Source organism: Pseudoalteromonas sp. ASV78 (assembly GCF_047806705.1).
GTDB lineage: Bacteria > Pseudomonadota > Gammaproteobacteria > Enterobacterales > Alteromonadaceae > Pseudoalteromonas > Pseudoalteromonas prydzensis_A.
The window spans coordinates 1,154,356-1,174,000 of the sequence record NZ_JBLOPA010000001.1 but is presented as its reverse complement, the minus strand read 5'-3'; the positions used below and the strand labels follow the sequence as shown (position 1 = coordinate 1,174,000).

The following is a 19,645-nucleotide window of genomic DNA, read 5'->3' as shown; positions in this document are numbered from 1 at the left end:
CATTAAGAAGGCTTGCTATCGTCGCTGTTAGGCTCGTCTTCATCAGGTAAATATTTATACAACATGATGATAGTGGCAAAAATACTGATAAAGGTAATAGCCATCAGCCCAAATACTTTAAAGTTAACCCAAAAATCGAGAGAGAAATTATAGGCGATATAAATATTTAGCGCTGCTATTGCTGCTGTGATCGCTATCCAAAGTAGGTTGAGTTTGTCCCACAGTGGTTCAGGTACGCTAATGGCTTGCTCTGTCTCTGTGGCATTATTTAACACCGCACTCAGTGCTTGTTTGACTAGATTTTTGCCCATAAAGTAGCGGCTGATCAATAATGTTAAAGACAACACCGCATAAATGATTGTGGCTTTCCATTTTACAAATTGCTCATCATGAAATACGAGTGTTAACGTGCCCAAAATGACGGCGATGGCAAAAAATAACCACAGCCGTGTTGGTACCTTGCCTGTTTTAAAATAACAATAAGCAACTTGAATAAGCGTGGTGCCCATCAATAACGCTGTTGCCCAGTAAATATCAACTAACTTGAAGACCGCAAAAAATAAAACTAGCGGAATAAACTCGATTAATGCATGCATATACTGCTCAAAATGTGATGCTAAAAAATAATTGCACAGGTTGTATCAACTTATTGTGTTATTTACAAGGTTGACTTAGTGGTTACTAACCCTTAGCCTGCGTGCCTTTGTATCAATCATTACCAAGATCCACTGAACAGTCACTGAGTAAGTGGTATTTTTAGGAGCATTTTATGAATAAAGCAGAACTTATCAGTGCTATGTCAGCGCACAGTGAATTAACCAAGAAAGATTCGCAAGCGGCTTTGTCAAGCATGCTAGCTGTTATTACACAATCATTGTCGGAAGGCGATCAAGTACAAATTAATGGTTTTGGTACATTTGCCTTGAGTTATTACCCAGCACGCACAGGGCGCAACCCACAAACCGGCGCGGTGATTGAAATTGCAGGGGCTAATAAGCCGGTGTTTAAAGCCGCTAAAGCATTGAAAGACAGAGTGTGAAGCGTTTAACATAACCAATATAAAGGGCCTGAATAGGCCCTTTTTATTTTTACAATAACTTACAGTGCTGTTGCAGCTTTCATACTCGCTACAAACGCTTTTAAACCGCTGAGCATCGCATCAGGATTATTCAGGTTTGCTTCAATAATTTTAACCACGGCAGAACCAGATATTGCCCCCGCAGCACCGGCATTGAGTGCCGCTTTTACATCCTCTGGGGTAGAAATACCAAAGCCAAGTAACGCAGGCGCACTGTGGTATTCTTTTAACTTAGTGACGATAGAAGAGGCTGGCATTTGTGCCTTGGTTTCAGTGCCTGTTACACCCGCGCGTGAAAGCAAATAGGTATAACCACGGCCATAAGAGGCACATTCACGTAATGTATCATCGGGTGCGTTAGGCGTGGCAATAAAAATTGGGTCTATGCCATTACTCATTGCAGCTTTGCGAAACATTTTAGATTCATGCAGCGGTACGTCTGCCACTAAAATTGAATCAACACCCACCGCTTTGGCGTCTTTATAAAAAGCCTCTAAACCGCGTTTGAATACTAAGTTTGAATACAACAGCAAACCAATTGGAATATCAGCATTGTATTCACGTACTTGCTTAATAATATCAAAGCAATCTTGGGTGTTAATATTAACCTCAAGGGCGCGAATGTTCGCGGCTTGAATAACTGGGCCATCTGCGATTGGATCTGAAAATGGAATACCCAGCTCTAAAGCATCTGCACCACCATCAATTAAGCTTTTGATGATTTCAACACTGAGTTCTTTGTTGGGATCGCCAATGGTCACGAAGGGCACAAATGAGCCTTGATTTTGCTCGCTTAATGCGGCGAACATTTTTCCGTAGCGATCTGTTTTTAGCGGGGTTGCTTGGCTCATAGCTGATCTCCTTTTGAAAGTACATCCATAACGTGTGCTAAGTCTTTGTCGCCGCGACCACTTAAATTCACCACTAAAATGGTGTCTTCTGTTTGTTGCTCAGCATATTTTAATGCGTAGGCAAGGGCATGGCTTGATTCAAGCGCTGGGATAATGCCTTCGTTTTTAGCCAATAATTGGAATGCTTCTAATGCCTCTGTATCGGTAATGCCCACATATTGTGCGCGGCCCGTTTCATGTAAAAATGCATGTTGTGGGCCTACCGCTGGGTAATCAAGTCCCGCGGAAACTGAGTAAGACTCTTCGATTTGGCCATCATCATTTTGCATAATATAGGTGTACGTACCGTGTAAAATACCTTTGGTGCCTTTACATATTGTTGCACCATGTTCATGGGTATCAAGGCCTTTACCAGCAGGCTCTACACCAATCAGTTTAACGCTTGGTTCATCAATAAAATCAGTAAACATACCAATGGCGTTAGAGCCACCACCGACACAAGCAAGTACGGCATCAGGCAGGCGGCCTTCTGCTTTTAATACTTGCTGCTTTGCTTCTTCACCAATTACTTTTTGGAACTCTCGAACGATAGTAGGGAATGGGTGCGGGCCTGCCGCTGTGCCAAGTAAGTAATGGGCTTGTTGGTAATTTGCAGACCAATCACGCAGCGCTTCATTTACGGCATCTTTGAGTGTGCCAGAGCCTGCGGTGACAGGAATAACGGTAGCGCCCATTAATTTCATTCTGAACACGTTTGGTTGCTGACGCTCAACATCTTTAGCACCCATGTAAATACGACATTTTAAACCCAGTAATGCGCAGGCAAGCGCCGTGGCAACCCCGTGTTGGCCAGCGCCGGTTTCAGCAATAACCTCTTTTTTGCCCATGCGTTTTGTTAGCAGTGCTTGGCCTAACACTTGATTGGTTTTATGAGCGCCGCCGTGCAGTAAGTCTTCACGCTTTAAGTATAATTTTACTTTTGGATTTTTAATTAAGTTACGCGTTAATGTCAGTGGTGTAGGACGCCCTGCATATTCATTAAGTAACTCTTCCAGTTCAGCTTGAAAAGCCGGATCTGTTTGTGATTTATTAAATTCATGTTCGAGTTGCTTTAACGCAGGGACTAGCAATTCTGGGACAAACATGCCGCCAAATTCGCCGAAGTAAGCTGGATTATTCATAGAAACCTCAATATTTACGGATGCTGATAAACGCATCATTTAATTTGTTTTGGCATTTTTTACCGGCACTTTGCTCAACCCCTGAGTTTAGGTCGAGGCCATGAGCGCCTTGGTATAGTGCACCTTGAATGTTGTTTGCATTTAAGCCACCAGCAAGCATAAATGGGCTGCTGGCATGTTCTAAAATTGACCAATCAAACGTTTTGCCGGTGCCGCCCGCTTGTGTATCGCTGTGGGTATCGTATAAGTGACGATCAACCCCATCAACAGGCGCAGGCAAACTGTCTTGCACGGCTTGTGCTTTCCAAATCTGGCAACTGCTTGGTAGTAAGGGACGCAACTGGTTAATGTAGGTTTGGTCTTCTTGACCATGTAATTGTACGGCTGCAAGTTTTAAGCTTTGCGCGTGCTCTACGACTTCAGCAATGCTGGCATTGACAAATACACCCACGAAGGCAAGCGGGGCGCTTTGGGTAATTTGCAAGGCACAATCTAGGTCAACATAACGTGGCGACTTAGGCGCAAAAATAAGCCCGCCAAATACCGCGCCGCTGTTATAGGCGTTAATGGCATCTTCGCTGCGGGTTAAGCCACAGACTTTATTTTCGCCTAAAATTACGCTGCGACAAGCGCGTTCTAAATCACGCTCAGCCATCAGCGAACTGCCGATCAAAAAGCCATTACACAAAGGCGCCAGGCGTTTCACATCTTGGTGAGTGTAAATACCGGATTCGGAAATAACCACTTTGTTATCAGGAATTAGCTTTCGTAGTGCCTCTGTGGTTGCTAAGTTTGTGCTCAAATCACGTAAATCACGGTTATTAATACCAATAATTTGCGCATTGAGTGCAAGGGCTCGATGTACTTCAGCTTCGTTACTCACTTCGGTGAGGATTGCCATGTTTAGGCTTTTTGCAACTTTTTCAAGCGATTGATATTGCGCATCATCGAGTACTGACAACATTAATAAAATAGCATCGCCGCCATAAATGCGTGCCATATAAATTTGGTATTCATCAATAAAGAAATCTTTGCAGATCAATGGCTGCTCAACTTGGCTGCGGACAAACTCTAAGTAATCAAAACTACCCTGAAAATATTTTTCATCGGTTAATACGCTAATACAGCTGGCGTAGTTTTTATAAACCCCGGTGATCTCGGCTAAATCAAACGGCTCACGAATAAGGCCTTTAGAAGGTGAGGCCTTTTTACATTCCAAAATAAACTGCGTGCCAGGTGCTGCAAGGGCTTTATAAAAATCGCGCTTTGTTGGCACTGCTTGATGTTTAAAGCTCTCAAGCGGGCGCTTGGCTTTACGCGCTGCGAGCTCTATTTTTTTATCTGCGACTATTTTGTCTAATACATTAGCCATTAGTTACCTCTGAATTTGTTACTGCTTTATTACTTTGCTCTACTATGGCATTTAATGTGCTTAATGCGCGGCCGCTTTGTAAAACCTCTTTAACTTGCATGGCTGCACTTTTAAAATCGTCGGCTTTATTGGTTAAATAAAGTAACGCGGCAACGTTGACAATGATGGCCGCATTGTGTGCGTCAGTGCCGTTACCCGCTAAAATCGCGCGACTTGCCTTGGCGTTATATTCTGGCCCTTCACCGGCTAATTGTTCAAGTGAATAGTTTGCAAGACCAAAATCCGCAGGGAGCAGCGTGTATTGAGTGATCTCACCATTATTTAGCTCTGCGACGGTGGTTTTACCATGCAAGGCGATTTCATCGGTGCCTGAGCCATGCACGACCATAGCACGCGGTGTGCCGAGCGTTTTTAAGGTTTGCGCCATTGGCAGGCATAAACTTTCGTCATATACGCCCAGCAGTTGTACATCAGGCGCTGCAGGGTTTGCCAATGGGCCTAATATATTAAAGATAGTGCGGGTTTTTAAGGTGGTACGTACGCCCATCGCATGGCGAACTCCGCTGTGGTAATGGGGCGCAAACAAAAAGGTAAAGCCGGTTTGCTCTAAGCACATAACGGCTTGTGCAGGTGTCATATCTATATTAATGCCCAGCGCTTTGAGTAAATCGGCAGAGCCGGAGTTACTCGATACGCTGCGGTTACCATGTTTAACCATATTGACACCGCAGGCCGCAGCAAGGATTGCCGCGGTAGTACTAATATTGATGGTATTTGAGCCATCGCCACCGGTGCCACAGCTATCCGCTAAATTGCTTGCTGTTGTTGTAAATGGCACCGCGTTGGCACGCATTGACGCTGCCGCGCCGGCGATTTCATCGCTTACTTCACCTTTAATTTTTAACGCAACTAAAATAGCAGCCAGTTCAATGTCGTTTACATTGCCCTGCATGATGGCATCAAATAACTGCCGACTTTGATTAAAGCTTAATGATGATTGCGTTAATAACACATCAATCATTGCGCCAATGCTCGCCTCACTGGCTGATTTTTGGTTTACTGACATACGATCCTCTACTACTGTGCATTGGCTAAAAATTGCATACTTTGTTGAAGTAGCGCTGCGCCATTTGGCGTCAAAATAGACTCAGGATGAAATTGATACCCCAGCGCTTTATCGTCGTGGTGATAAATTGCCATCGGAATTGTTTCATAATGAGCTATCACGGCTACACTCGCTGGTACTTTAGTGGCCATTAGAGAATGATAGCGGGCCACTGGCATACGTTTTCCCATTCCGGCAAAAACAGGGTGTTCACCCAGCTCAATAATGGATGATTTCCCATGGACAGTTTCGCCAGCATGACCGATAACACCGCCATAACTTTGTGTCAGCGCTTGTTGACCTAAACATATTCCTAACATCGGGAAGCGGCCTTTACATAACTCTATTAAGGCCATTAAACACCCCGCTGCTGTGGGCGTGCCAGGGCCTGGTGAAAGGACTAAAATAACCGCTTTAGTCTCGCTACACATTTTGTCAAAAATCAGCTGCGCATCTATGTTGTTACGATATACCACTAAATCGCTGCCCAACATAGAAAGTTCATCGACTAAGTTATAACTAAATGAATCAAAATTATCTAAAAAGTAGATTTTTACATCGCTTAGCTGGTTAATTAATGCGCTCATTTTAGTGTCCTTGATAAGTCGATTGAATCGCTGTGATCACCGCTTGTGCTTTAGCGCGGGTCTCGTTTGCTTCAGATTGTGGATCTGAGTCATACACGACACCGGCACCTGCTTGCACATAGGCGATATTATTTTTAACAAAGGCTGAACGAATAACAATACAGCTATCCATAGCGCCATCACCGGTTAAGTAGCCAACAGCGCCACCATAACTGCCACGGCGCTTACCTTCGGTTTGACGAACCAGTTCAGCGGCGCTGACCTTGGGGGCGCCGACTAAGGTGCCCATATTCATGCAAGCTTGATAAGCGTGCAGGGCATCAAGCTGTGGCTTTAATGTGCCAACAACCCGTGACACTAAATGCATTACTTGCGAATAACGGTCTACTTTTAATAACTCTTTGGCGTGACGAGTACCGGGTACGCTAATACGAGCCACATCATTACGCGCTAAATCGACTAACATTAAGTGTTCAGCACGTTCTTTTTGATCATTACGTAATTCAAGTTCAATACGGCTGTCTAAGTCCGGGTTGATTTGACCATTAGCAAACTTACCTCGCGCACGGGTGCCTGCAATTGGATACACTTCTACTTGCTGAGTTTGCGGACAAAATTTTAATGCCGATTCTGGTGAGGCACCAAACAGTGCAAACTCGCTATCACGCATATAAAACATATACGGGCTTGGGTTTTGTTTTTTCAGTTGGCTATAAGTATGCAGTGGGTTAGCGCACGCTAAAGAAAATGTCCGTGATGGCACGACCTGAAAAATATCACCGTCAACAATGTGTTTTTTCAACGTATTGACCTGCTGACAATAGTCGTGATCACTAATATCAACAGTTACTTCACTGCTGCCAGTGCTTAGCTCGGCACTAAAGCTATCGGCTTGGTCGCATAATACATTTAAGCGCTCTAGCTTTTTACCTACTTCAAAGCAATTTGCATGGACATCAGGGCCATTAAATACATTACCGATCAACTCGGTGGTTTTGGTTTGATGGTCGATAACCACTAAGGTTTCAGCTAAGTAGAATACATAATCAGGGCAGCTGTTCTCACCATCAGGCACCTCACTTAACTGTTCGAAATTAGCCACCATGTCATAAGCAAATACACCGCCTAAAAATAACGAAAATGGATTTTTGGTGGTACTGCTTATATTGTTGATACAACTGCGCAGCGCGCTAAAGGCATTATCAGCAATCAGTTTTGACGCTTCGTCAATGTTGCTGTCTGTGCCTTGGTATTCAATGTTCAGGGTTTGCCCGTTTAATTGCGCACGGCAATTGTTGAGTTTAGTTTGCAAATAGGGCAGTAATTGCTGGCCATTATTAGATTGTGCTGTCACTGTAACTGTTCTGCCAGTACAGATAATTTTCAGTGCACAATCAACCAAAATTAAACTTTTTACACTGTCTTTCGAGTCAATTTCAGCCGACTCTAATAACAGTGAATTGTCTTTATCAAGTAACCCATATAATGCCAATGGGCTGTGAATATATTCTCGCACTTCGGTGATGCTGGTGACTTCACCTGGCGTTGTTGTTATGTGACTAAAAATCAAAGCTCATTCCCTCAAAAAAATAAACCCCGCAAGCTACGCTGTGCGGGGTTTGAATAACGATACTTAAATAAAATTAAGATAGACCATTACCGTCCCGCTATACCAGGCGCCACCACCAATGATGTGTAAAAGTTGCTACGTTATTCATGTTTGTTACCCCAAAAATTTAAATATAAAAAAACCCGCAATAAGCGGGTTTAGAATGTGTTAGACACGACAATTCGTCACCCGATAATTTACGAGTGCCACCACCAGATAGTGTTTTGGATTGAATTGATCATTGTTTTTGTTCTTTGTGTGTCTTAAGTGGCTACAGTAAACCGTATCAACAGTATTAGTGTCAAGTATTTATTTAAAACAATTTATTAAAAAATTTTGTTATACTTAATAACAACTTTCGCACATTTAATATGAGCAGTCTTCTCTTTTGATAAAATACGATTTACATAGCCACACAACGCATTCTGATGGGCAACTCACTGTTGAGCAATTATTGTTGCGTGCGGTTGAAAAAAATATCGATGTGTTTGCAATCACCGATCACGATACCACCGCAGCAATAAAACCAGCACAGGCTTATATTCAGAGCCAAGCATTACCACTTAAATTGATCAATGGTGTTGAAATTTCCACCAAGTGGGAAAGTTTTGAGATCCACATAGTGGCATTAAACGTAGATATCGATGCGCCAACGTTGACCAGCTTATTGACGATACAACAACAAAAGCGCGCTGATAGAGCAATCGAAATTGGTCTTCGGTTAGAGAAAAATGGCTTTGCTGGTATTTATCAACAAGCACAAGCGCTTGCCGAAGATGCGCAAATAACTCGTGCACATTATGCTCGCGCATTAATTGCTCGCGGTGTTGCAACCACAATACCTGGGGTGTTTAAAAAATACTTAGGACGCGCAAAAACAGGTTACGTGCCAAGTGATTGGTGTGATATGCAAACGGCAATTGCTGCTATTCATGCCGCGGGAGGCGTTGCTGTTATTGCCCATCCTGGGCGTTATCAAATGTCGAATAAATGGCTGCGTAAGTTATTGAGTCAGTTTAAAGCGGCCGGTGGGGACGCAATGGAAGTTGCCCAGCCACAACAAGCGCCGAGTGAGCGACAGTTTTTAGGCGAATTAAGCCGCGAGTACGATTTACTGTGTTCGCAAGGATCTGATTTTCATTTTCCTACTAGTTGGCTAGAATTAGGAAAAAATTTATATTTGCCAAAAGATTGCCAAGGCGTTTGGCAAACTTGGGAAGGGCAAGCAGGAGACGCACATGAGTGATTTTTTTCATATCCATCCGGATAATCCACAACCACGATTAATTAACCAAGCGGTAGATATTATTAAGCAAGGTGGCGTGGTGGTGTATCCAACTGATTCTGGGTATGCAATAGGCTGTAATTTAGGTAACAAACAAGCAAAAGAGCGTATTGAACGCATACGTGGCATTGAAAAGCACCATAACTTTACCTTGGTATGCCGCGATTTATCTGAGTTATCGACTTATGCACGTGTAGATAATCAATTGTTTAGGCTTATTAAAAATAATACACCAGGGCCATACACGTTTATTTTTAAAGGTACTAAAGAAGTGCCTAAACGATTATTAAACGATAAAAAGAAAACCATTGGTATTCGTGTCATTGAACACCCGATCACGTGTGCGATTTTAGCCGAATTGGGTGAGCCTTTAATGTCGTGTTCGCTTATATTACCTGGCGAACAATTTACAGAATCGGATCCTGATGAAATACGCGATCGCATTGGCCCACTTGTTGATTTGATTATCCATGGTGGGTACTTAGCGGAGCAAGCAACCACAGTGATTGATTTATCAGAAGATACAGTTGCAGTACTGCGTGTTGGCTGTGGTGATACAGCACCGTTTGAATAACACCTCGCGATGACGCAGTTACCCACTGATAACGTTACGCAACAGCCGGCGCAGCAAAAGCTGCCGCTGGCTTTTTTGCATGGTAAAGAAGTCATCGCTGCACCAGAAGACTTATATATCCCCCCCGATGCCCTTGAAGTTATTTTAGAAACCTTTGAAGGCCCACTTGATCTGTTACTCTATTTAATTAAAAAACATAAACTCGATATTTTAGAACTGTCAATTTTTAGCATCACTGAACAATATGTTCGCTATGTTGAAATGATGAGTGAGTTTCAGTTAGAGCTGGCTGGTGAATATTTAGTGATGGCGGCGCTGTTAGCACAAATAAAGTCGCGCTTATTATTACCGAAACACGAAGAGCTGGAGGAAGAGGAAGATCCTCGTGCAGAGCTTATTCGTCGTTTACAAGAATACGAACAATTTAAAAAAGCGGCAGAAAACCTTGACGAAGTGCCCCGAGTTGGCCGCGATATATACATTGCTGAGGCGTTAGTGCCAGAGCAAAATGAACAAACACAATTACTCCCCGATGTTGATTTAAAGGATTTATTATTTGCGCTCAGTGATGTGATGGCACGCGCTAAAACCTTTGAGCATCATCAAATAACCGCCGAAGCACTGTCAACCCGAGAGCGCATGAGCTTGATTTTAGCGAAACTCTCCAGTGCAGGCACACAATTAGCGTTTAGCGAACTTTTTACCTTAGAAGAAGGGCGCAGTGGGGTTGTTGTGAGCTTTATCGCCATGCTAGAACTCATCAAAGAAAACCTGATCAGCTGTTTGCAAGTGGACCCTACAACGCAGATATACATTGGTTTAGTTGAAAATAATTAAATAATGATGAGCTCATACATGCTTATAATTGATTAACTTGCTAACTTGCTAACTTGCTAACTTGCTAACTTGCTAACTTGCTAACTTGCTAACTTTCAGCCCATCTGTGCGTATACGCACATAACTTGTTTGTTTATCGCTATTTTCTTTTATCTGGGGACGGGCTATGCTGTTGTTATTGTATAGCGGAGTGGGTAACACATGTTTAAAAATACAAAATCTTCGTATGGTATTGTTGCAATTGCATTGCATTGGCTCATGGCTGCAATGGTAATTGGCTTGTTCGGCCTTGGTTTATACATGGTTGAACTCACTTATTATGATAGTTGGTATAAGGGTTCTTTAGATTTACATAAAAGTGTCGGAGTTACGCTTGTAGCGCTATTAATATTTCGATTCGCTTGGCGTGCGCTAGGAACACAACCTGAACCTTTATCAAACAGCAGTCCGGTGTTAAATAAAGTAGCGCATACAGCGCATCTATTTTTATATGTGTTACTTTGTATCATCGTTATTTCAGGGTATTTGATTTCTACTGCAGATGGTCGCTCGATTGAGGTGTTTACGTTATTTAGTATTCCCGCAATTGATGTTTCAGTAGCTAATCAAGCAGATATTGCAGGTAAAATTCACTACTATGTGGCGTGTAGCTTAATAGGACTTGTGGTATTACATGCACTTGGGGCGTTAAAACATCATTTTATCGATAAAGATAAAACCTTAATTAGAATGATCAAACCACAAAAGGATGATTAATAAATGAAAAAATTACTTTTATCAGCTGCTGTTGCGGCAACACTGTTTGGTACAACGGCTGCACAAGCTGCAGACTATGTTATTGATACCCAAGGTGCGCACGCATTTGTAAACTTTAAAATTAAGCACTTAGGTTACAGCTGGTTACATGGCCGCTTTAATACCTTTGATGGTAGCTTTAGTTATGACGCAGCTAAGCCGAATGCTTCACAGATCATGGTAAATATAGATACTAAAAGCATCGATTCAAATCATGCTGAGCGTGATAAGCATTTACGTGGCGGTGACTTTTTAAATGTTGATAAGTTTCCAACAGCGACATTTAAAAGTACTTCAATCAAATTTGATGAGGATGGCGATGAAGCTGATGTAACAGGTGAGTTTACCCTTCATGGTGTGACAAAAACGATTACCTTTGAAATCGATAAAATTGGTGAAGGTAAAGATCCATGGGGTGGTTACCGTGTTGGTTTTGAAGGTGAAACTAGCCTGAAATTAGCTGATTTTGGTATCGACTACGACTTAGGTCCTGCGTCTACGCATGTTGATATTGGTTTGTACATTGAAGGTGTACGCAAGTAATATCACTTTCAATTCAGTGATCTTGTAAACGCCTCACTTAGTTGAGGCGTTTTTGTAGGCGCTGTTCGAGTATCGGTTTTAGATTATCCGGTAACCAACGTAATAATACTTCTTGGTAGGCTGGTTGTTGTTTTACCTGCTCAAGCGCTGCATTCAATACATTTGCCTGTTCAATACCTTGTTTATTACTAGTACAACCAATATAACCATAACTAAGCTCAGCAGCTTCAGTGAGCGGTAATTGCATTAGCTCATCCTCAAATCCCATCGATTTTGCTAAATAATAATGTTCACTTGGATAGCCTAATAAAATATCAACGCGTCTTTTCTTCAGCATATAGGTCAAACTGGCTAAGGTATCTCGCCCCGGGCGAATAATAATTGAAGCATCTGCACTATTATTAATTACCGAATCAATAGTATCCCCGTATGAGCGACTCATAGAAATACCCAATGCGAGTTGATATTTATTAAGCAAGACTGCTAATGATACTGGCTTATTAAGATCAAGTTTGAGTTGCTGTGCAAGCTCTTTACGAATAGCAACGGAAGGCGACAGGCCAGCCGTGGAAGTTTGCTCGCTAAAGTAGATATGCTGCTTACGGTGTGGGCTTTGGTAAAGTGACAACATGCAATAGGTGTAATTAGGGTTTGTAAGCTCTTGAATGGTTCGACTCGATGGTAAAATAGTGCGCTTGAATGTATAAGCTGGAAGTTGTTGCTCAAGTAATGTAATAACACTTTCATCACGACCAGTGCCTGCATATTGATCGCTAAAAATATAGTAAGGGGCGAAGTCAGTAACTATCCAATTGATTGTTTTAGCATGCACAGGACTGCTAACTAACAGTAATGAAAAAGTAACAAGAAAAGCATACTGCATTAATTCAACCACACAGAAATGAATCGTATGATTAAGTGTAGCAGTTGTTCGCGAAAGGGTGGCATAAAACGCAAAACGCCAGCATTTGCTGGCGTTATTTAATTGCAATAATGCAGTTCAGTATCGCTTAATTGGCTTTTAACCATTTAACAAACTGACGTGCGTCACTAGCTTTAGTGAACAAGGCATTTTTTAAGCCTTGTGTATCAGAAAAAATAACACGTTGTTTATTTACTGAAATTGATTGCACTGGATGTGCGATTTGGATCATAGATCCGTTGTAACTATAAGACATAATAAAACTCACTTTTTTCTTGTTATCTTTAATGTGCGCTAATTTCTTTATTAGCTTTCAAAGCACAATTAGATAGACCGTGTTGTGTTTAGCTTCATTACAGTGTTGACGATCTTTATGACATTTATGCGACTATTAAAAATAATATGCCGTAGTCTGAATTGGGGTTCTCGCCGTACAATAACTTAGCTTTATAATATACGTTTTGCGGGGCTTACTGGATCAGGGTAAAGAGGTTAACCGCGAGGCTTTTTTAAGACCAAGAAGCGAATTTACCTCAATAATTTAATTTAAGCAAGCGTTATTTTGCTAGTCATGGTATTTTAATTGCTGTATTTTAAATAGGTAATTTGAAAAAGGCGTTTAGCGGTATTTTAACTGTTGTGCGGTAATTTAACTGTAAATAATAAGATTTGGCTATGGAATACATTATTGTTAGTGATATTTTTGGTAAAACCGCTCATTTGAGTCACTTTGCACGGCAATTTACCACTAAAAGCATTATTGTTGATCCGTACAATGGGCACTTGCAGCCAGTGATTGATGAGCAATTACAATATGATTTATTTATCTCTGAGTGTGGTCACGATAATTATTTTAACAAGCTTAATACTATTCTTAGCAGAGTAACTAAAGCAACTACGTTAATCGGTTTTAGTGCCGGTGGAGCAGCTGCATGGCGAAGTCAAGCAGCAGTAAAAAATCCACAGATAAAAAAATTAGTAGCGTTTTATCCTAATCAAATTCGCCATCATTTAGATTTAGTTGCAAATGTGACCTGCGAGTTTATTTTTGCAAAGCAAGAAGCGCACTTTGATGTTGGTCCTATTGCGGCTAGCTTAGAGCAACAAGCTAAAGTGAAATGTCAGTTAGTCGATTACGGTCATGGGTTTATGAACCCCTTGTCAAAATGTTTCGATAGCTTTGGTTATCAACAATATAGCCACTATCTGCTGACTGAAAATAATTAACTTAAATTACTACCTTGTAATAATTTTTGGCTATACTTATTTTTTTATCTAACAAAATAATTATAAATCATGACCGTACCACTACCTCCTTATAGTCACTTTTTATCAAACCCTGTTGCAAAGCCACCATGTCGAATGACTAATGCAAACATGTATGGTTTTTTTGCAAAAATTGACCAGCTCAAAGTTCAACACTATATCGATGCGACACTTAATATTGTAGCAACGGATGAGCTGTATTTTAAAGGGATCGGTGCATACGCATTACTGACTTTTACGGATATAGAAAAAATTGCCTCATTAACGCCGCCCTTTAGTGAGCATGGCTGGATGCAAGAGACTGATATTATTATTTGGCTACCGATCGCAAAGGTAGAGAAGCAGGACAATGATGAAGATATTACCCATCTTTATTGGTATCCGGCGTTTATTTGCGTAAATAATGTTTATGCATTAATAAACGGTAGAGAAACATGGGGTTACAATAAATATTTATGCGATTATCAGATGCCTAGCTCAGTTGAGCAACTCACTGATTTCTCAGTATCGCTTGATTGCTTTAAGCATTTTTCGCCAACTTCAAAATTACAATCACAGCAGCTGTTTACTGTCACGAAAAACGCGACTATGCAAAGTGATGGCTTGTTATCTGCATTGGAAAATTTTGGTGAACAGGTTGCTAACTTGTTCGATGGAGATCATCTTGGTATTGATCTGTCGCTGTTAAAACAGCTGTTGCAGGGTTTTGTCAATCCGCAGATGGATCAAATACTATTCAAACAATTTCCCGATGGGCAAGGTGATAAGGCGGTCTATCAAGCTGTTATGCACTCTCCTTCAGAAATAAAAAAAATCCATCAATTTAAGCTACTCAGTGGTGATTATCAGCTACATTTGCAGCAATTAGATAGCTTCCCTTTAGCGCAAATGTTTGGTTTACAGCTAGGAGCACAAGCAGTGCATCTGCCGTTTTATATCAAAATGGATTTTGATCAACTTCAAGCAACACAAATACTCCCAGTGTAAAGGCATCAGCATGGCACAAGAAAAAATAGTTATTATTGGTGGTGGTGTTGCGGCAATGACGGCTGCTTTATACCTGACTGAACAACCTAATTGGCAGCAAAAAAGACACCTTACTGTGTATCAACAAGGTTGGCGTTTAGGAGGAAAAGGCGCCAGTGGCCGTAATGCCGCAATGGGGCAACGTATTGAAGAGCATGGTTTGCATGTCTGGTTTGGTGCCTATGTTAATAGTTTTAAAACCATTGAAACTGTCTATGACAAGCTACAGCGACCGCCAACGAGTGCGCTGAGCACTTGGCAACAAGCACTTAAACCGCATAGTTTTATTGCCCTTGAGGAGTACATTGATGAGCAGTGGCAAACGTGGCCTATCGATTTTCCCGTTTTACCGGGCAACCCAGCGAATGGTAGTTTAGATATTACCGTATGGGACTTTGTGAAAATGACCCTGGCATGGCTGAAAGAATGGATACCACAATTTGAATCTGCCGCTAGTAACCAAGCTAAAAGCACGCAATTAACGACGAAAAAATCACGAGATAGATACCTACTACGTCATTTTCATCAACAAATTCAAACGCTGGTTTCTGATGGCAGTGAGGCATGGCAAACGTTTACCAACGATATACAAAATCTCAATCAAGAAATCACTTCAACACCTAGTTTACTTGTCGATAAATTAAATAGCTTTGTGCAAAGTAACCACACACTGCAGCCACAAATTTCTGAGAAGAAAGATAGTTTAGTGATTTGGTATATCGTCAGAAAACTAAAACGCTGGATCAACCAAGAGTTAACCGAGTTGCTGGATGAGAATGCACAGCTGAGGCGTATTTATATTTGTGCCGATTTAGCGATAGCGATGCTGGTTGGATTGATTAAAGATAAAGTTTACCGTGATGGTTTTGCTGTAATTAACAAGTATGACTTTCGCCAGTGGTTATTAAAAAATGGTGCAAATAAACAATACAGTGTCGATTCTGCGCCTGTGCGAGGATTTTATGATTTAGTGTTTGCCTATCCTCAGGGGGATTTTAATAAACCAAATGTAGAAGCGGGAGTTGCTGCACTTGCGATGCTCAGAATTGCATTATGTTATCGCGGTGGGGTAATGTGGAAAATGCAGGCGGGAATGGGCGATGTTATTTTTGCGCCATTGTATGAACTATTAAAACAAAGAGGCGTTAAGTTTGAGTTCTTTCACCAACTGCAACAGCTCACCCCAGGGGCAGATGACAATGGCCAACACTGTGTTGCTACAGTGTTATTGCAACAACAAGTGAGTTTAAATACGAGTGCAGAATATCAGCCATTAGTTAATGTGAAAAATTTACCTTGTTGGCCAAGTGAGCCACTTTATCAACAAATAGACTTAGAACAAGCTGAGTTATTACAACAGCATAATATAAATTTAGAATCATTTTGGAGTGATTGGCCTGGGTGTTATGAAACGCATTTTGGCGCTTCGCTGCCCACTAAAACACTGCAGTTTAAGGAGGATTTTGATCGGCTTATCCTGGGGGTTTCGGTTGCATCATTAGAACATGTTTGCCCGCAATTATTAGCAATAGACGAAAACTTTGCTGCACAAGCGAAAAATGTGCTTACAGTAGCAACACAGGCGAGTCAGCTTTGGTTAACTAAAACAGATCAACAGTTGGGCTGGCAATATATGCCGCCAAGCGAAGAAGGGCCTATTTTGAGTGGTTTTAGTGAACCATTTGATACTTGGGCTGCAATGCAAAATTTAGTTGAAAAAGAGCAGTGGCCAGAAAACAATACGCCACAGAATATTGCTTATTTTTGTAGTGCATTTCCCTGCCAAGCATATCCGCCGCAAAGCGATCACAGCTTTCCAACTAGAGCTACAGCACAAGTCAAAGCAAATTTAACACAATTGGTAACGACTAATTTGCAGCCGTTATGGCCGTTAGCATATAACAATAGTGACTTTGATTGGTCGGTATTGTATGCGGATGATGCAACGGATCAAGCGCGATTAGAACAACAATATTGGCGTGTAAATGTCGATCCTAGTGAACGCTATGTGTTGTCAGTTACAGGCTCTAGCCAATACCGTTTAGCAACGGATGGTACCGTGTTTAGTAATCTATTGATCACCGGTGATTGGATAAAAACAGGTGTTAATGCGGGCTGTGTAGAAGCTGCTGTGATGGCTGGCATGCAAACAGCGCGCGCACTATGCGGGTATCCGCAGCAGATCAGTGGTGAGGATGCGTTTAAGTCGCTATAAAACTAACCACAGCATCGGTTATTTAGGCGACTTTAATCAATAAATTAGTCTATAATCACAACTAATTACAGTATGTTTACATATGTTCGGTATTAAGGTTTATTGTCTTATGAAAAGCCACAGCTCAGCTTTGTCAAATAGTATATTGCTACTGTGCTCATCGAGTCTGGTTTTATCTGCGCTTGCGCAAGCACACGATGAGCATGTCGCCAAAAGTGGCCTAGAAGTGATTGAAGTGTATGCGCAAAAGCGAGCGCAAGCAATTGAAGATGTCAGTATTGCAATAAGTCAGGTAAAAGGGGATAGCTTAAAAAATCAGCATTACAAAGATTCAACTGAGCTGTCGGTGTTCGCGCCTAATTTAAAAATTAGTCAAAATGCCGCAGAAGGTACGCCGCCTGCGGTTAATATCCGTGGTGTTGGTTTAGTTGATTATAATACTGCGAATACGTCTCCTGTGGCCATTTATGTTGATGATGTTGCCGTAGGCTCAGCAAGCAATCAAATTGTAAATTTTTTTGATATTGAGCAAGTGGATATTTTGCGTGGTCCGCAAGGCACTTTATTTGGCCGTAATGCAACCGGTGGGGCTATTTTAATTCGCACTAAACGCCCTGAATTTAACGAGTCGGGGTATTTAACAGCGGGTATAGCAAATAACAACGCATTTAACATTGATGCTATGTATAACAATCAATTGAGTGCTAATACTGCATTTCGTGTTGCTATTAATCATCAAGATTATGAATACTCAACAAACAACGTTTTTACCCAAGCACCGACGGCGGGAATGGAGCAAACTAATGCCCGGTTATCAATATTAAGTGATTTTGCTGATGTACAATTACTACTGCAAGGCCATTTAGAAGATTGGCAAGGAATTGTACAGCCAGTGGGGAACATCGGTGTAGTTGCTAACCCGTTAACAGGTGAACTATGTAGCCCTAGTCAAGCGGGTTCAACAAATTGCTTCGACAACTTTGGCTTTAATGACGGCAGTGATGATTTTTATACCGTGAAAGTAAATAATGATTCGCCTCACAAAACGGATGGTAAAGGATTCAGCGCACATATTAAGTGGCAAGTAAATGAGAGCAATGAAGTTGTTGCTATTAGTAGTTATAAGCAATTAGAGCGCAGTCATGCGTTTAATTGTGATGGTTCACCAGCACGTTTATGTGAAGGGAATTTAGGACTTGATACCCACTTATTTAGTCAAGAGCTACGCCTGCAAACGCAGTGGGATGAGCACACTTTAACGAGCGGTTTGTACTACGCGGATGAATCAATTAAACAAGATAACATTAATGATATACTCCGCGATTTTCGGGGTATTCTAGCCTCTGACTTAACCGCTACCTTCTTTTACGATAATCAAATTGATACGCAAAATATTGCCGCTTTTAGCCAGTTCGATTACCAGCTTAATTCTGACTGGTTAATAAGTGCAGGATTGCGTTATTCGTATGAGTCACTTGATTATGATTCAGTCGCACAGCTAAATATTGTCGTAGATCCTACGGATCTAGCCGGCATCTTAGTGCCATTTTATCATGTACAAGGGCAGCAATCCGACAATGGTTTTTCTGGTCAATTTGCAGTGAACTACCTTATCAGTGATACAACCCACGGTTATTATCGCTTTGCTAATGGCGCCAAAAGTGGTGGCTATAATGGTGGTTTCTTATCTTCGCCTGAGCAAGCTGAATTAGCGGATTACGGTAAAGAGCGCTTAAATGCGCATGAGGTTGGTACAAAGTCATGGTGGCCAGCGCAAGGTGTCCGGTTTAATTGGGCCGCTTTTTATTACGACTATAATGATCAGCAAGTATTTATGAACCAGCCCTCTGAATCAGTGCAAAAACCACCGGTGCAACTACTTGAAAATGTGGGTGACTCTGTGATTTATGGGCTTGAAGTCGAAATTGATTATCAAGCAACAGATGCTGTTTCGATGCGTTTTGCACTGGGTTATATTCCCCATGCGGAATTTGAAGAGTTTGTAGATCCTTTAGGTAATAGTTTAACTGACAACCGCTTACCATTTACATCAAAATGGAATGTCAGTGCCGGCGTTGAACATCGTATAGAACTTGCTGGTAACCCTTTAACAACACAATTGCTTGTTGATTATCAGTCAGAGTATTACTTTGATCAAAATCAAAACCCGTATGCCATGCAAGACGGTTACAGTTTAGTAAATGGTAATATTCGTTATCAATTGGATAATCTGAGTTTGGTATTTTGGGGCAAAAACTTATTCAACACCGAGTACAGCAATTTAAAATTTGATTTAAGTTCATTTCTTGGCATGCTAGAAGACTTCAAAGGAGAAGGCCGTCGCTATGGTCTGGATGTTAGTTATCAATTTTAATAACTTGCTTATAAAACGAAGGTCT

19 protein-coding genes are annotated in these 19,645 nt (G+C 41.5%); 10 read left to right on the top strand and 9 right to left on the bottom strand.

The window, feature by feature from the left end; all coding sequences use genetic code 11:
* Positions 1–2 precede the first annotated feature (2 nt).
* On the bottom strand, positions 3–596 hold the full coding sequence (locus ACMVDV_RS05330; protein WP_416157440.1) for an inner membrane-spanning protein YciB: 594 nt from the start codon (positions 594–596) through the stop codon (positions 3–5).
* 173 nt (positions 597–769) lie between these two features.
* Between ACMVDV_RS05330 and ACMVDV_RS05325 the strand changes: the two genes are divergently transcribed.
* Positions 770–1,039, top strand: coding sequence for an HU family DNA-binding protein (locus tag ACMVDV_RS05325; RefSeq protein ID WP_192540707.1), 270 nt, complete (start codon positions 770–772; stop codon positions 1,037–1,039).
* Between the two features lie 59 nt (positions 1,040–1,098).
* Here the strand turns inward: ACMVDV_RS05325 and trpA are convergent, their stop codons facing one another.
* From trpA to ACMVDV_RS05295, 6 genes are read right to left on the bottom strand one after another with little or no spacing between them, the layout of a single operon-like run.
* Positions 1,099–1,929, bottom strand: a complete 831-nt coding sequence (gene trpA, locus ACMVDV_RS05320) for a tryptophan synthase subunit alpha (protein ID WP_416157439.1) — start codon at positions 1,927–1,929, stop codon at positions 1,099–1,101.
* The gene (trpB, locus tag ACMVDV_RS05315; RefSeq protein WP_304185489.1) at positions 1,926–3,110 is read right to left on the bottom strand and encodes a tryptophan synthase subunit beta; all 1,185 of its coding nucleotides are present in this window, start codon (positions 3,108–3,110) and stop codon (positions 1,926–1,928) included. Before trpB ends, trpA begins: the two co-directional genes overlap by 4 nt.
* Before the next feature lie 7 nt (positions 3,111–3,117).
* Complete coding sequence (gene trpCF, locus ACMVDV_RS05310; protein ID WP_416157438.1) at positions 3,118–4,482, bottom strand: bifunctional indole-3-glycerol-phosphate synthase TrpC/phosphoribosylanthranilate isomerase TrpF; 1,365 nt, start codon at positions 4,480–4,482, stop codon at positions 3,118–3,120.
* Entirely contained in the window at positions 4,475–5,503 is a 1,029-nt protein-coding gene (gene trpD / locus ACMVDV_RS05305; RefSeq protein ID WP_416159054.1) for an anthranilate phosphoribosyltransferase, read from the bottom strand. The genes trpCF and trpD overlap by 8 nt, the downstream gene beginning before the upstream one ends.
* Positions 5,504–5,559: 56 nt before the next feature.
* Positions 5,560–6,174, bottom strand: coding sequence for an aminodeoxychorismate/anthranilate synthase component II (locus ACMVDV_RS05300; RefSeq protein ID WP_416157437.1), 615 nt, complete (start codon positions 6,172–6,174; stop codon positions 5,560–5,562).
* Position 6,175: 1 nt separating this feature from the next.
* Positions 6,176–7,744, bottom strand: coding sequence for an anthranilate synthase component 1 (locus tag ACMVDV_RS05295; protein ID WP_416157436.1), 1,569 nt, complete (start codon positions 7,742–7,744; stop codon positions 6,176–6,178).
* Positions 7,745–8,171: 427 nt separating this feature from the next.
* On the opposite strand from ACMVDV_RS05295, the gene rnm reads away from it, so the two are divergent.
* The 5 genes from rnm to ACMVDV_RS05270 all read left to right on the top strand — a co-directional run bounded on the left by rnm (position 8,172) and on the right by ACMVDV_RS05270 (position 11,817).
* The gene (gene rnm / locus ACMVDV_RS05290) at positions 8,172–9,029 is read left to right on the top strand and encodes an RNase RNM (RefSeq protein WP_304185484.1); all 858 of its coding nucleotides are present in this window, start codon (positions 8,172–8,174) and stop codon (positions 9,027–9,029) included.
* Positions 9,022–9,642, top strand: coding sequence for an L-threonylcarbamoyladenylate synthase (locus ACMVDV_RS05285; RefSeq protein WP_304185482.1), 621 nt, complete (start codon positions 9,022–9,024; stop codon positions 9,640–9,642). Before rnm ends, ACMVDV_RS05285 begins: the two co-directional genes overlap by 8 nt.
* 9 nt (positions 9,643–9,651) lie before the next feature.
* On the top strand, positions 9,652–10,479 hold the full coding sequence (locus tag ACMVDV_RS05280; RefSeq protein WP_416157435.1) for a segregation and condensation protein A: 828 nt from the start codon (positions 9,652–9,654) through the stop codon (positions 10,477–10,479).
* 201 nt (positions 10,480–10,680) lie between these two features.
* Positions 10,681–11,235: a cytochrome b gene (locus ACMVDV_RS05275; protein ID WP_416157434.1), complete on the top strand. Its 555-nt coding sequence runs from the start codon at positions 10,681–10,683 to the stop codon at positions 11,233–11,235.
* 3 nt (positions 11,236–11,238) lie between these two features.
* Complete coding sequence (locus ACMVDV_RS05270; protein WP_304185476.1) at positions 11,239–11,817, top strand: YceI family protein; 579 nt, start codon at positions 11,239–11,241, stop codon at positions 11,815–11,817.
* 37 nt (positions 11,818–11,854) lie between these two features.
* Here ACMVDV_RS05270 and ACMVDV_RS05265 read toward each other — a convergent pair whose 3' ends face one another.
* Together ACMVDV_RS05265 and ACMVDV_RS05260 are read right to left on the bottom strand one after the other, a co-directional pair.
* A complete protein-coding gene (locus ACMVDV_RS05265; RefSeq protein WP_416157433.1) occupies positions 11,855–12,700 on the bottom strand; it encodes a TIGR02285 family protein in 846 nt (281 codons plus the stop codon).
* 127 nt (positions 12,701–12,827) lie between these two features.
* Complete coding sequence (locus tag ACMVDV_RS05260; RefSeq protein WP_167542961.1) at positions 12,828–12,971, bottom strand: hypothetical protein; 144 nt, start codon at positions 12,969–12,971, stop codon at positions 12,828–12,830.
* Between the two features lie 443 nt (positions 12,972–13,414).
* Here ACMVDV_RS05260 and ACMVDV_RS05255 point away from each other — a divergent pair, with 443 nt between their 5' ends.
* The 4 genes from ACMVDV_RS05255 (at position 13,415) to ACMVDV_RS05240 (ending at position 19,620) form a co-directional block, all read left to right on the top strand.
* Positions 13,415–13,966 (top strand): dienelactone hydrolase family protein, encoded by a 552-nt coding sequence (locus tag ACMVDV_RS05255; protein WP_304185474.1) that lies wholly within the window; start codon positions 13,415–13,417, stop codon positions 13,964–13,966.
* A 135-nt stretch (positions 13,967–14,101) separates the two neighbouring features.
* Entirely contained in the window at positions 14,102–14,992 is an 891-nt protein-coding gene (locus ACMVDV_RS05250) for an acetoacetate decarboxylase (RefSeq protein WP_349768660.1), read from the top strand.
* A gap of 10 nt (positions 14,993–15,002) precedes the next feature.
* The gene (locus tag ACMVDV_RS05245; RefSeq protein ID WP_416157432.1) at positions 15,003–17,246 is read left to right on the top strand and encodes an NAD(P)-binding protein; all 2,244 of its coding nucleotides are present in this window, start codon (positions 15,003–15,005) and stop codon (positions 17,244–17,246) included.
* Between the two features lie 109 nt (positions 17,247–17,355).
* Positions 17,356–19,620 carry a TonB-dependent receptor gene (locus ACMVDV_RS05240; protein ID WP_416157431.1) on the top strand — a complete coding sequence of 755 codons (2,265 nt, stop codon included), beginning with the start codon at positions 17,356–17,358 and terminating at the stop codon, positions 19,618–19,620.
* Positions 19,621–19,645: the final 25 nt, after the last annotated feature.